Origin of the sequence: Streptomyces sp. NPDC021093 (genome assembly GCF_044333135.1) — a bacterium.
Taxonomy (GTDB): domain Bacteria; phylum Actinomycetota; class Actinomycetes; order Streptomycetales; family Streptomycetaceae; genus Streptomyces.
Genome location: NZ_JBIRQJ010000008.1, coordinates 400,176 through 412,883, shown reverse-complemented (window position 1 = coordinate 412,883; position 12,708 = coordinate 400,176). Strand labels below are relative to the sequence as shown.

Below are 12,708 nucleotides of genomic sequence, written 5' to 3'. Positions count from 1 at the left end.
CCACAGGGGTCAAGAGTTTGACCTCGCCCTTTCGGTATCCGGACGGATTCCCGTCCCAGGGGTACGGACGGATTCCCGTCCCGGGGCACGGGCCGGCGGCGGCCCGTCCGCACCACGACAGAGGGTCTCCCCGCGCCGGTCGGCGCGGGGAGACCCTCTGTCCTGTGACGGGTGTGCCTCAGCCGCGCAGGGCCACCAGGACGATGCCGGCCGAGACGGCGCCGAGCGCCACGGCTGCGAGGCCGTAGGAGAGCCGGTGTGCGCGCAGTACGGGCAGGAGCCGGTCGGCCGCGAGCCTGCCGGGCCCGGTCAGTGCCAGGCTCGCGGCCGCGACGAGGAGCAGCAGGTCGTACTCGATGCCGGTGGGGTTGAAGAAGCCGCTGCCCCACTTCACCGCGATGGCGTTGAGCATGATGCCCACGACGCCCGCCCCGGCGAGCGGGGTGAGCAGGCCGATGACCAGGCCAAGGCCGGCCAGGGTCTCGGTGAGTCCGGCGACCAGCGCCATGGTCTGCGGGGCCGCGTAGCCGCTGCCCTCGAAGAATCCGGCGGTGCCGTCGAGGCCGCCGCCGCCGAACCAGCCGAAGAGCTTCTGGGTTCCGTGGGCGGCGATGGTCAGGCCGACCGCCCAGCGCAGCAGCAGGAGCCCGAGGTCCCTGCCGGACTGCGAGGGCGCGGAGAGGGAGGCGGTATCGGTGTGCACGGTGGTGCGTGTGCTGGTGGAAGCGGACATGGTGTCTCTCCTGTACGTGAGGGGTGTGGTGAGCTGCCGGTGGAAGCGCAGCCTGGTGCTGCCGACGGCCCGGTACGGCGCTGTCGGCAGATCGCGGGTGGAGAGACCCGTCTACGTTCTGATGATCTGGATTCTGTACAGGTCGACCGACGTGATGTCCGGGGGCGACGCACCGGGCAGGCCCAGGGAGTCGTCCTGGGGCCCCGGCGGTGCGTGTGTCGCCCTGGGGATGTGCGACGTCGGCTGTTCGGGGCAGGGCGCCACGGCGCCGTGCGAGTCCCCCGGCTGCCCCTCGTGGCAGCCCCGGCCCTCGTCGCGGGAGTCCGCCTGAGTGCTGGGGACGAAGGCGGTCGCGCTGCGCTCGCTCACGGGCCTGGCGGAGACGGAGTCCGCGGGCCCTTCGACGCCGAACAGCGGAACGAGGAAGAGGAAGACGAGGGTGAGCAGGACCGTGCGGACGGTGCCGCCCCGGGGTCGCATCAGCCGCGTCGTCATGTTCCGACCGATGTTAGGGCGGCGCCCGTGCCGGGCGCAGGAGCCGTTTGAGCCACGTCGGCGCACGCTGACGCGGCCGCTGCCCGCAGGGCGGGGAGCGGCGGGGCGACAACCGGCCGGAACGGGCCACTCTGACTCATGCCGGACAGCCTACTTGAATTGAAGTTTCAAGTACATCTGCTCCGGTTCCTGCGGTCGGACCTGTGGTCGCACCGTCGAGACCTGTGGGTGCCCGGCCGCCATACTCGGCCGTTCGATCATCTCGATCACCAAGACCGACGGCACCGATCCAAAGGCTGGCGATGCGACCGAAACTGAAGTCCGACGTGCTGTATGTGCCCACCGAGGACGGCGTCCACGTGTTCGGCGCGGGGGCCGACATCGCCCTCCGGGGCCGCAGCGCCTACCAGTGGCTGGACCGGCTCGCTCCGCACCTCGACGGCACGACCGAACTCGACCGGCTCGTCGGCGCCCTCCCCGAGGACAAGCGGGCCGCGGTGTCCGCCCTGGTGGAACGGCTGCACGGGGCCGGCTGCCTGGTGGACGCCTCCGAGGATCTCCCGCACCGCCTGACGGGCCACGAACTCGCCATGTACGCGCGGGAGATCGCCTTCGTCGAGTACCACCGGAGTTCCCCGGCGCGGCACTTCGAGACCTACCGCGACAGCGCCGTGGTCGTGGTGGGCGCGGGCCCCGTGTTCGTCTCGCTGGTCGCCTCGGCACTGCGTTCGGGGGTGCGTGCGCTGCGCGCCGTAGAGACATCCGAACTCCCCACGGACCGCGCCAGGCTGGCCGAGCTCGCCGCCGAGGCAGCGGTACGGGACCCGGAGCAGACCCTGGACCACGTCGCCCTGCCGTCGCCGGACCCGTCCGGCCGGGACACCGCCCTGCCCGCCCGCGAGGAGGCGCGGATCGCCGCTGCGGACGCGGTACTGCACGTGGCGGAGGGACCGGCCGTGCAGCGCGCGGTACGGCTGGACCGGCTGTGCCGGGACTCGGGGACCCTGCTGGTGCAGGGCCTGGTGCTGGACGACGTCGCCTGGCTGGGGCCGGCCGGGCCGCCCTGGGAATCGGCGTGGTTACGGCTGGGCCTGCGCGGCCCGTTCCGGAAGAACCGGTTCCGCACCGGCCCCGCGGCGGCCGTGGTGGCCGGCCAACTGGGCCTGGCGGCCTTCCGGGTGCTCACCGGTGTCGCGCCTCCCCCGGCCGCCGCGCCCGACGCCCCGCTCGTCCGGATCGACCTGGAGACCCTGCGCACCTCCGCCCACGCGTTCCTGCCGCACCCGTCCGCCCTGCCCGCCGGGCCGGAGCGGGCGGCGGACTTCACCGCGCGCGTCGAGCGGCTCCGCACGGCGGACGCGCCGGACGCCGGTGAGTTCTCCGCGCGGGCGGCCCGCTGCTTCGATCCGTACGTCGGTGTCCTGCGCCGCCTGGACGAACGGGGCTTCACCCAGCTCCCGTTGAACGTCACCGAGGCCGTACCGCACGACGAGGGCGCGCCCCGGGTGTTCGCCGCGGGCCTGGGCTCGGACGCGGCGTCCGGGTTCGCGGTGGCCAGGCGCCGGGCCGCGTTGCGCGGGTTGGCGGTGTACGCGGCGGGCGCCGTCGACCCGCGCAGGCTCGGCCCGGCCGCGACCGTGTGGGGCCGGGACCTGACGGACGGCCGGACGGTCGCGGTCCCGGCGGATCGGGCGTTCGGCACGGGCCCGGGGCTTGCGGCACGCCTCGGCTGGGCGGAAGCGGAGGCGGAGGGGCTGGGGCAGTGGTGCGCCGACCTGGCCCTGACCGACGTACGCACCGGGCGCGCACGGCCGCAGGGTCTCCGGCTCCCGTTCGCCGTCGACGGCTCGGACGCCGGTCGGCTGTACGGGCTGCTGCGCGCGGCCGGGGGCGATGTCCGGGTCGCGGACATCGGGGGTGCGCTCGGTGTTCCGGTGCTCGTCTGGTGGCAGGACGGCCGGCCGATCGCGGCGACCTGCGGCCCGGACGCGCTGACCGAGGGCCTGGAACGGGCCGTGCTCGACCGGCAGGCCGCACTGTCCGGGGACCGGGACTACGCCCCGGAGCCGCTCACCGGAGTGGCCGGTCCGCCGGCGGGCGTGTCCGACGGGCGCATGACGGCCCACGGGGCCGGTACGGCGGAGATGCTGTCCGCGCTCCGCTCCCGGGGGCTGCGGCCGGTTGCGGTACCGCTGGACCACGATCCTGTGGTGCACGAGGTCTTGCCTTCGGTACTGAGGGTCGTGCTGGTCGATGGCTGAGCGCACGGCGGAGGGCACGTCGGAGGCGTCGGACGGCGCGTCGGAGGGCGCGTCGCTCGGTCTCCGGTTCTGGTGGCGCACCTTCGAGGGAGTGCGGGAGCTGTTCGCGGAGGGGCACGGCGAGGAGGGCGGGACGGGCGATCCGCTCCCGGTGAAGACGTACCGGGGCCTGCCGCGCCATGTGCTCCCCGCACCCGCCCGCCGGATCGGGGACGCCCGCTGGTCCTTCCCCGGGTTCCGCCGGGCCCGCCCCGGCGGCGGGCCCCGCTGCGACGTGCTGGACGAGGCCTCGCTGTCGGCGCTGCTGGGGCACGGGTACGGGCTGTCGCGCGTCGAGCTGGGACCGCACGCGGTCTGGCCGTACCACCGGACGGTGGCCTCGGCGCGCTGCTTCCACCCGGTGGAGCTGTACGTCTGGACGGCGGCCCCGGCGGGACCGGTCCCCGCCGGTTGCTACCACTACGACCCCGCGCACCACTCGCTGACCAGACTGCGGGACGGCGGCATTCCCGCCGCGCTGCGGGAGGCCGTCGGCGGTGGTCCGGTGCGGCCGCACGCGCTCGTGGTGGCGGCCGTCGACTTCCGCAAGTCCGCCTTCCGCTACCGCGACTACGCCTACCGGCTGGCCTCCCAGGAGGCCGGGATGACGGTGGGGAACGTGCTGCTGGCGGCGGGGGCGCTGGGGCTGCGCGGGCGGGTGCACCACCGGTTCGACGACGCGGTGGTCAACCGGGCGCTGGGGCTGGACGGAGCGGAGGAAGAGAGCGGGGAGGGCGTCGAGGAGACCGCGTTCGCGGTGCTGGAGCTGTTGCCCGCAGGGGGCCCCGGGGCGCCGCCCGTCCCCGCAGGGCCCGAGGCCCGGGGTGCGCTCGATCGCGTACGGCCGCAGCGTCTCCGGACGCACACCGGTGACGCGTCCTCGTGGGCGGGGCTGACGGCGGTGGACCGGGCGGCGCGGCAGGCGGTGGACCGGGGGCCGGTGGAACCCATGGACTTCCATGCCCCCGAGGACTCGGGAGACGAACTGACATGGGATCACATTCCCTCCGGCGAAACCGAGTTGGCGAGCGCGCTGCGGGTGCGTGACTCCGGGGGCCGGATGTTCCTGCCCGCCGACGCACCGCTGCCGTGCGCGGATCTCGCCGCGCTGCTGCGGCACGCCCTGGAGCCGGTGGAGTCGGACCACACCGGCGGTGCGGGGGCCCCGCTGGTGGACTGTCATGTGCTGGCACTCCGGGTGACCGGGGTCCCCGCGGGGCTGTACCGGCTGAACAATGACGGCGGAGCGTTGACCGCACTGCCGGGGCGGGACTGGCGGCCCGTGGTGGACATGCTCTGCGACCGCACCCCAGCGGTGAATTCCGCGAAGGCGCCCGCGCTGGTGTTCCTCGGCGTGGACCGGTTCGCGGGCGACCGCTGGTTCGGTGACCGGGGGTACCGGATCCTGCACCAGGAGGCGGGGATCGTCGCCCAGCGGATCAGCGTGCTCGCGGCCGCGGCCGGGGTGTCCGCCCGGGTCACCAACGGCTACCACGCGGACCTGGTGCGGGAGTTGACCGGCGGCGGGCCCGGCCGGGTCCCGGTGTTCACGCTCGTACTGGGGCGCCGACGGCCGTCCGCCCAGTACGAACCTCCGCTGACCTGGTGAGGAGCGGCCCTACGGCCCGTGCCTGCGCATCCTGCGGGCCGGCCTGGGGTCACACCGTAAAGACCACGGGGGCCACCGGGGCACAGGATGCGGACCGGGCTCCTCCAAGCCCGTGCCGGTTCCGGCTTCCCGCCGGGGCACCGGCAGCACCACCACCGGCAGCGCCGGTGGTGGACCACCCAGTGATGATCAACAGAGAGGGGAATCCGATGGCATCGGACCTCGCGCTCGACCTCGCCGACCTGAGCGTCGACGAGCTGGACATCCTGCCCACGTCGCCCGGCGCCGGCCTGGAGTCGGTCAACGTCGGCCACGCCATGGTCGAGATCGGCGCGTCCAACTGCACCTCGACCGGCACCCCGGCGAGCTGCTGCTCCTGCTGTTGCTGCTGACGCAGCCGCACTGCCGTGCCCGGCGGACCTCGGTCCGCCGGGCACGGCCTCGCCCACCTCGGCACACCAACTCTCCTGAAGGGCAGTGACGTTGACGGACGTCGCAGTGGCAGCCAACGGCCACCGGGTCACGGTGCGGGTGCACGGCACGGGCGCGCTCGCCGCCGCAGTCGAGGAAGCGGTCGCCCGGACCCCTCTCCCGCTCGCCGCTCCGGACGCCCCCGCCACCTGGGTGGTCAGTGCGGACGACGGCTGGAACACGGCCACCGGACCGCCGGGCAGCGCGCCGCCCGGAGCCGGCTGGCTGCCGGTGCGCGTCGAGCTGGGCCGGGCCGTCGTCGGCCCGTCCGTCGTACCCGGCCGCCCCGGCTGCGCGCGCTGCGCCCGCACCCGCAGGGAACGCGCCCTGGGCCGAGGCAGCACCAGGGCCGAACTGGTGCGCCGGTACGCGAAGGAGCTGGCGGAGCGGCGGACCCCCGTACTGTCCACCTGGGCGTGCGAGACGGTCGGCGCCCTGGTGACAGGTGAACTCGCCCTCGTACCAAGGACGTTGGCAGCACCCTCCCTGCTGATGGTCGACCTGAACACCCTCGCCGTCGACGCCCGCCCCTTCCTCCCCGATCCGCTCTGCCCGCAGTGCGCCACCCTGCCCGACGACCGGCCGCCCTCCCTGATGGGCACCCCCCGGCCCAAGCTCGCCCCCGACACGTACCGGGTCCGCGACCTGCGGGCGGACTGGGACGGACTCGTACGGACGTACGTGGACGGGCACACCGGCCTGGTCCGCCAGCTCGACGTGCGTACCGACTACCGCTATCCGATGGTCTCCGCCCCCGTGCACCTGCCGGGCAGCGAGCAGGAGGCCGGGTTCGGGCGGGTGCTGGACTACGCGGGCTGCGAACGCACCGCGCTGGCCGAGGCGTTGGAGCGGCTGGGCGGGGCGCGGCCCGGTGGGCGGCGGACCGTGGTGCGCGCCGCCCACCGGGAGGTGGCGGACCGGGCGGTGCACCCGGAGACGCTGGGCCTCTACCCTCCCGAGCGGTACGCGCGGCCCGGCTTTCCCTATCCGCCCTTCGACCCGGACCGGGAGCTGAACTGGGTGTGGGGCCACTCCTTCCTGCGGGACGCGCCCGTCCTCGTACCGGAGGACTACGCCTACTACCGCACCCGGCACACCGGCCCGCACGCGCTTCCCCTGGCGTACGAGGTGTCCAACGGGTGTGCGGTGGGCGGCTGCCTTGAGGAGGCGGCGCTGCACGGGCTGCTGGAGCTGGCGGAGCGCGACGACTTCCTGCTGACCTGGTACGCACGGCTGCCCGCGCCCCGGATCGATCTGCGCACGGTGGCCGACCCCCGGGTGGGGATACTGGCCGAGCGCATCCGGCAGGACTCGGGGCACCGGGTGGAGGCGTTCGCCACGACCACCGACCACGGCATCGCGTCGGCCTGGGTGATGGCCGTGCACCCGGCTCCCGGGCACGCCGGCTCACCGGCTGCCGAACCCGCCGCGATCTGCGCCGCTGGAGCCCACTTCGACCCCGAACAGGCCCTGCTGAACGGCCTGTTGGAACTGGCCGCCAACCTCGGCTGGAACCGGGCCGCCTACCGGGAGGAGCCGGACCGGATCACGGCGATGGTCGACGACCCGGAGCTGGTGCGCGAGATGCGCGACCACGCACTGCTGTACTGCCATCCCGGCGCGCTCGACCGGTTCGACTTCCTGCGCGGGGCGGGCGGTGCGGGGCTGTCCGTGCGGGAGGCGTTCGTACGGGCGGACTGCCGTCCGCGCGGGGCGGACCTGCGGGAGGACCTGGCGGCCGTGGTCGCCCGGTTCACCGGGCTCGGCCAGGACGTGATCGTGGTCGACCAGACGGCGGACGAGCACCGGGCGGGTGGGCTGGCCTGCGCGAAGGTGATCGCTCCCGGTCTGCTGCCGATGACGTTCGGGCATCGGATGAGGCGCACGCACGGGCTGCCCAGGCTGTATGGCGTTCCCGCCCGGCTCGGCCACCGGGCGGGCCCGCTGACCGTCGACGACCTCAACCCGCATCCGCATCCGTTCCCGTGACTGGAGTCGGTCTTGACCGAGGAATTCTCAACCCCGGACGTGTTCGGCGTGCGGATCGGCGGGCTGCCGGTGCACATGCTGGACGATCTGCGCGCACCGGAGCTGTGGCAGCAGACCACGGTGGTGCAGGACGCCGAGCGGCGGCTCGACGCGGCGGAGGCGGTGTTGTCCGACACCCTGTTCGCAGTGATCGGGCGCACGGCGGACGGGAAGTCGTCGCTGGTCGCGCTGCGGCGGGCGATCCACAACCGCAAGACGCTTCCGGTGCGCTGCTGGAACGACGGGGTGCGGGCACTGCTGCCGGACGAGGTCGCCGATCAAGTGCGCGCCTGGCAGGGGTTGTTGGGGGATCTGCGACGGAGCCTGGAGCGACTGGCGGAGCTGATCGCCCATCACACCGACACCCGGCACACCCTGTTGCGCAAGGCGGTGACCGATCCGGCGTTCCGGCACGGTCTTGTACTGAGCAGCCCCGCGTTGCACGAGCGGCTGGAGAAGTGGCTGGAGCACCCGCAGGGCACCGCCCCCGACCGGCAGCTCGCGCTGCGGCTGGCGAAGTATCTGGCCCGGATCACGACGAAGACCAGTCCCTTCAGCACGTTCACGATGAGCGGGCTGGGGAGCTGGCGGGACGGGGACGCGGCCGACTCCGCCCCCGGTGACCCGGCCGAGGACGTCGACCCGGCCGGGTGGTTCGCGGTGCGGTCCGTCGCGGAGATCAACGTATGGGTGGTGCAGCAGGTCGTCCGGCAACTGAGCGGGCACCCGGCACTCGCCGCGGGACTGCGGCTGCGCCTCAATCCGAGCGCCCACCTGGCGGACGGCCGCTGGGAGTTCCTCGGCCCGGGAGCCGACGAGCCGCTGCGCGGGCTGCCCGCGTCGGCGGCGGTGGCGGCGTGCGTGGAGGCGGTGGGCGGCTCCGGGGCGGACCCGGCGATCACCGACTCCGTACCGGACCCGGTGGCGGACGGCTCCGGGGCGGCGGTCGGGGGCGGGACGGCCGGGGGCCGGTGGCCCACGCGGGGGGAAGCGGTCGGGCGGGTGGCCGCACGCACCGGGAGCACGCCGGCGGTGGCCGACGCCTTCCTCGGCAAGCTGGTGGAGGTCGGGCTGCTGGAGACCCAACGCCCCTTCGCCGACCAGGCGTTGGACCCGCTGGGCGAGCTGCGCACCTGGGTGGCGGGGGCGAGCCCCGCGCTGGACTCGCTCGGCGACGTACTGACGGAACTCGCGGCACTCCTGGAGGGGTATCCCGCACTCGCCGACCCCGGTGAGCGGCTGCGGTGCGCCCGGGGTGTCGAGGCGGCCCTGCGCAGGGTGCGGGAGCTGTCCGGGCCCGGGGCCCTCGAACTGCCCGCGAAGAACAGCATCATTGAGAACGCGCTGCTCAGCACTCCTCTCCCGGGGCCCGACCGGACCGCCTGGGCCGGAGTCCTGGGCGATCTGAACGTCGTACGACGGCTCTACGGGGTCCTCGATCCCGCGTTGCCCGGTCGGATCGCACTCGCCGAGGCGTTCGCGGAGCGGATCGGCGCGGGGGCGCAAGTGCCGTTCCTGGCCTTCCACCGGGCGGTTCAGGGGTGGCTGCGCGAGGATCAGGAGCTGCCGGGGCTGCTGTCGATCGCCACCCACGGATACGCGGCCCTGGCCGGCCACCGGCTGGACCGGGTGCGGGAGTTGGCGCGGACTCGGGCCGAACTGTGCGCGGAGGTGCTGGCGGGACTGCCCGACCCGGACGGGGTGCTGCGGCTCGACCCGGCACGGCTCTCCGCGCGTGCCGCGGACTGGCCCGGGTGGATGCGGGCGCCGGACTCGGTGGCCTTCTACGGGCAGCCGTACGGCGCCGCGGAGGATCCCCGGTTCGTGGTGAACGCCGTCAACTCCGGTCACGGCAGGGGGCGTGACCGGATCCGACGACTGCTCGTACAGGCCGGGACGGACGTCCCCCTGACGACCGCTCCCCCGCCACCGGGGACGATCCTCGCCGACACCTGCCGGCACTTCGGCAGCAATGTCGGACTGCGGCTGTCCGCGGTGGGCGCCGAGATCGACTACCCGGAGGGCCTGAGCCTGCGCGAGGGCGGAAGCCGTGCCCGTGTCCCGCTCGGAGACCTGGTGGTCCGGCACGATCCGGAACTGGGGCTGCTGACCCTGCGTTCGGCGCGCCTGGACGTCGAAGTACGCCCGGTGCACCCCAACTTGATCGCCGAGCTGTGGCTGCCGCCCGCGATCCGGCTGCTGATGCAGGCCTTCGGCGCGACCTCCAACCTGCTCATTCCGGGCCGGCGCATGTTCGGCGACCCCTCACTGGCGGCGGTGGACGGCATGCTGGCCGAGCCGCGGGTGGTGATCGGGCGCACCACCGTCAGCCGCCGCCAGTGGGTGTTCCCGGTGAGCTCCGTGCCCGTCCGCCGCAGGGGCGAGGGCGACCGGGAGCTGCTGCTGCGGCTGGCGGGGTGGCTGCGCGGGCACGGGATGCCGCAGCGCTGTTTCGTACGGGGCCTGGATCCGGCGTCCGTGGTCGGCGGCAGCGTGTGGCGGATCAAGTCGCGCAAGCCGCTGTACGTGGACTTCGCGAATCTGCTGCTGGTCGGGGTGTTCGAGCGGATGCTCACCGACGACTCGCATGTCCTCTTCCTCCAGGAGGCACTGCCCGGCACGGACGAGCTGCCGCACTACGCGGCCGCCGGAGCCCGGGTGACCGAGTTCCTGCTGGAGATCAACGCCACGTACGCACAAGGGAGTTGACCGCTGTGACGACGAAGGGAAGAGAGCACCATGGTGACCGGTAGCGACCTGCTGGAGCCCACCGCGTCGAAGGGTGCGGACTGGGTGTGCGCGCACGTCTTCTACGACGCCGACCAGGACCGGCTGCTGACCGAGTGCCTGGGCCCGCTGGCCGACGCGCTGCGCGCCGATGGCCTGGTGCAGCGGTTCTTCTTCCTCCGCTACTGGGAGGGCGGCCCCCACGTGCGGTTGCGGCTGCTGCCCGCGCACCGGAGCGACCGGGCGGCGGTCGAGCGGCGTGCGGAGGCGGAGATCCGCGCGTTCCTGCGGCGCGTGCCCGCCCCCGACGTGGTGGACAGGTCGCGGTTCGCGCAGGTGGCCGAGGGGCTGGCGGGGTTGGAGGGGCGCGCGGGGCACGACCAGGAGGTGCACCCCAACAACTCCGTGGCCTTCCCTCCGTACGCGCGCGAGCACGCCGACTACGGGTACGGCAGGGCGGTCGCCGCCGTCGAGCGGCACTTCTTCGAGTCCAGCCGACTCGCACTGACCGTGGTGGACGCGCGGACGAGCGTCGAACAGCGGGCGCTGCTGGCGTTCGACCTGGTGGTGGGCGTGTTCGCGCTGTGCGACGAGATCCGGGGCCAGTGGGTGCGGCACGGCGGGCCGCCGCTTCCGTTCGGCAGCGGGCCCGAGGCGGAGGACGTCGAGCCGCGCTACCGGGCGCAGCGCCCGCAGCTGGAGGCGCGGGCACGGCGCATCTGGGCGCTGGCGGCCGGGCCCACGGGGGACGGGCCGCACGCGTACTGGCTGAAATCGGTGCGCGAGCTGCGCGACGAACTGCACCGGCTGGAGGACGCGGACTCCTTCGCCTCGGAGTGGGCCGCCTCTCCGCTGGCGGAACCGCTCGGACTTGCCGCGACGGCGCACCCGGCGACGAGCCTGGTGCTGCTGCGCTGCGCACACCTGGTCAACAACCGGCTGGGGCTGACGCTGTGGCAGGAGAACCAGCTGAGGTTCCTGGTCGGGCGGGTGCTGGCGGAGCTGCCCGAGGCGTTGGCCGCCTCGTGAGCGCCCGGTCCGGTGACCGCGTGCGGGAGGACGCCCGGGCCGGTGTGCGCTGGCACAGTCTGCACGTGCACCACCACGACGCGGCGGCCGAGCCCGCGCTGATCCTGGACGCGGTGCGTCCCGCCTTCGACGCCGTACGACCGTGGACCAAGGCCGCCTGGTTCGGCAGGCACTGGCTGCGCGGCCCCCATCTGCGCCTCAACTTCCTTGCGGAGACGGGTGATTGGGAGAACCGGGTGCGACCTGGGGTGACCGCGGTGGTGGCGGACCACCTGCGTGCGCACCCGTCGACGGCCCTGCTGGACGAGACGGCGCTCGCACCGGCGCACGCACGGCTGGCGGAGCTGGAGATGGAGACCGGGACCCGGCACCCCTGGGTGGCGGACAACTGCGTACGGGAGCAGCCGTACGACCACCGGCTGCCGGTACTGGGGTCGCTGACGGCGAGCGAGCTGCTCGCCGGTTTCCTGAGCGACACGAACGGGCTGGCGTTCGCGGCGTACGCGCACATGCGCACGGGCGAGGACGCGCTGCCGGTGCTGGCGCTCGACCTGATGTGGGCGACGGTGGCGGCGGCGTCGATCCCCTTCGACGCGGACGGGGACCCGATCGAGCGGGGGTTCCTGTCGCTGCGGTCGCACGCGGACGCGTTCCTGTCCCGGACGTCGGACCCGGGCGGGTACCGGCGTGCCTTCGACACCAGGTTCCTGCGGCAGCGGGAAGCGTTGTCGGAGCGGCTGCGGGCGGTGGAGAGGACGCTGTCCGAGGGCGGCGCCGGGACGGACGGCGACGTACCGTTCGTGGCGGAGTGGGCCCGGACGGTGCGCCGCCACCAGCGGCTGGCGCATCCGCTGATGGCGGCGGGAGAGGTGTCCATGGACGCGGCCAAGGCGGCGCCGAGGATGCCGACGCGGCAGGTCAGCGAGTTCCACGAGCTCTTGCGGAGCGACCACGGGCACACGGGTTTCCTGCGCGAGGACCACTGGTTCGCCTCGTTCCGACTGGTGATGAACTACCTGTACGTCCACCTGGGCCGGCTCGGCCTCACCCCCGTCGACCGGGGTCTGCTGTGCCATCTGGCCTCGCACACCGTCGAGGCGGTGCACGGGGTGGGCGCGGTGGACAGCTTCCGGCGGTATGTGGTGGCCGGGCCCGGTTCCGGTGGCGCGGACGGTGGCGGCGAGGGCGGCGAGGGCGGCGGCGAGGATCGCGACGGCCGACCGGAGTGGGCGCGGCTGGGGACGGAGTGGGCGGACGGGCAGGCGTGAGGTGCGAGCGGACGGACGGGCGTGAAGTGCGACCGGGAGGAAGGGTGT

The 12,708-nt window shown here is 74.0% G+C and carries 9 protein-coding genes; 7 read left to right on the top strand and 2 right to left on the bottom strand.

The annotated features are described in order from the left end of the window. Positions 1 to 178: 178 nt before the first annotated feature. Positions 179 to 733 (bottom strand): DoxX family protein, encoded by a 555-nt coding sequence (locus ACH4SP_RS26760; RefSeq protein ID WP_398418165.1) that lies wholly within the window; start codon positions 731 to 733, stop codon positions 179 to 181. Positions 734 to 844: 111 nt separating this feature from the next. After that, on the bottom strand, positions 845 to 1,228 hold the full coding sequence (locus tag ACH4SP_RS26755; RefSeq protein ID WP_398418163.1) for a hypothetical protein: 384 nt from the start codon (positions 1,226 to 1,228) through the stop codon (positions 845 to 847). A gap of 302 nt (positions 1,229 to 1,530) precedes the next feature. Between ACH4SP_RS26755 and ACH4SP_RS26750 the strand changes: the two genes are divergently transcribed. The 7 genes from ACH4SP_RS26750 to ACH4SP_RS26720 all read left to right on the top strand — a co-directional run bounded on the left by ACH4SP_RS26750 (position 1,531) and on the right by ACH4SP_RS26720 (position 12,660). Then, the gene (locus tag ACH4SP_RS26750) at positions 1,531 to 3,489 is read left to right on the top strand and encodes a hypothetical protein (protein ID WP_398418161.1); all 1,959 of its coding nucleotides are present in this window, start codon (positions 1,531 to 1,533) and stop codon (positions 3,487 to 3,489) included. After that, the gene (locus ACH4SP_RS26745) at positions 3,482 to 5,137 is read left to right on the top strand and encodes a SagB family peptide dehydrogenase (protein WP_398418159.1); all 1,656 of its coding nucleotides are present in this window, start codon (positions 3,482 to 3,484) and stop codon (positions 5,135 to 5,137) included. Before ACH4SP_RS26750 ends, ACH4SP_RS26745 begins: the two co-directional genes overlap by 8 nt. A gap of 209 nt (positions 5,138 to 5,346) precedes the next feature. Further along, on the top strand, positions 5,347 to 5,529 hold the full coding sequence (locus ACH4SP_RS26740) for a hypothetical protein (RefSeq protein WP_398418157.1): 183 nt from the start codon (positions 5,347 to 5,349) through the stop codon (positions 5,527 to 5,529). A 91-nt stretch (positions 5,530 to 5,620) separates the two neighbouring features. After that, on the top strand, positions 5,621 to 7,597 hold the full coding sequence (locus tag ACH4SP_RS26735) for a TOMM precursor leader peptide-binding protein (RefSeq protein WP_398418155.1): 1,977 nt from the start codon (positions 5,621 to 5,623) through the stop codon (positions 7,595 to 7,597). Between the two features lie 12 nt (positions 7,598 to 7,609). Then, a complete protein-coding gene (locus tag ACH4SP_RS26730) occupies positions 7,610 to 10,345 on the top strand; it encodes a lantibiotic dehydratase (protein WP_398418153.1) in 2,736 nt (911 codons plus the stop codon). A gap of 30 nt (positions 10,346 to 10,375) precedes the next feature. Then, positions 10,376 to 11,392, top strand: a complete 1,017-nt coding sequence (locus tag ACH4SP_RS26725; protein ID WP_398418151.1) for a thiopeptide-type bacteriocin biosynthesis protein — start codon at positions 10,376 to 10,378, stop codon at positions 11,390 to 11,392. Next, positions 11,389 to 12,660 carry a thiopeptide maturation pyridine synthase gene (locus tag ACH4SP_RS26720; RefSeq protein WP_398418150.1) on the top strand — a complete coding sequence of 424 codons (1,272 nt, stop codon included), beginning with the start codon at positions 11,389 to 11,391 and terminating at the stop codon, positions 12,658 to 12,660. The genes ACH4SP_RS26725 and ACH4SP_RS26720 overlap by 4 nt, the downstream gene beginning before the upstream one ends. The last annotated feature ends 48 nt before the right edge of the window (positions 12,661 to 12,708 follow it).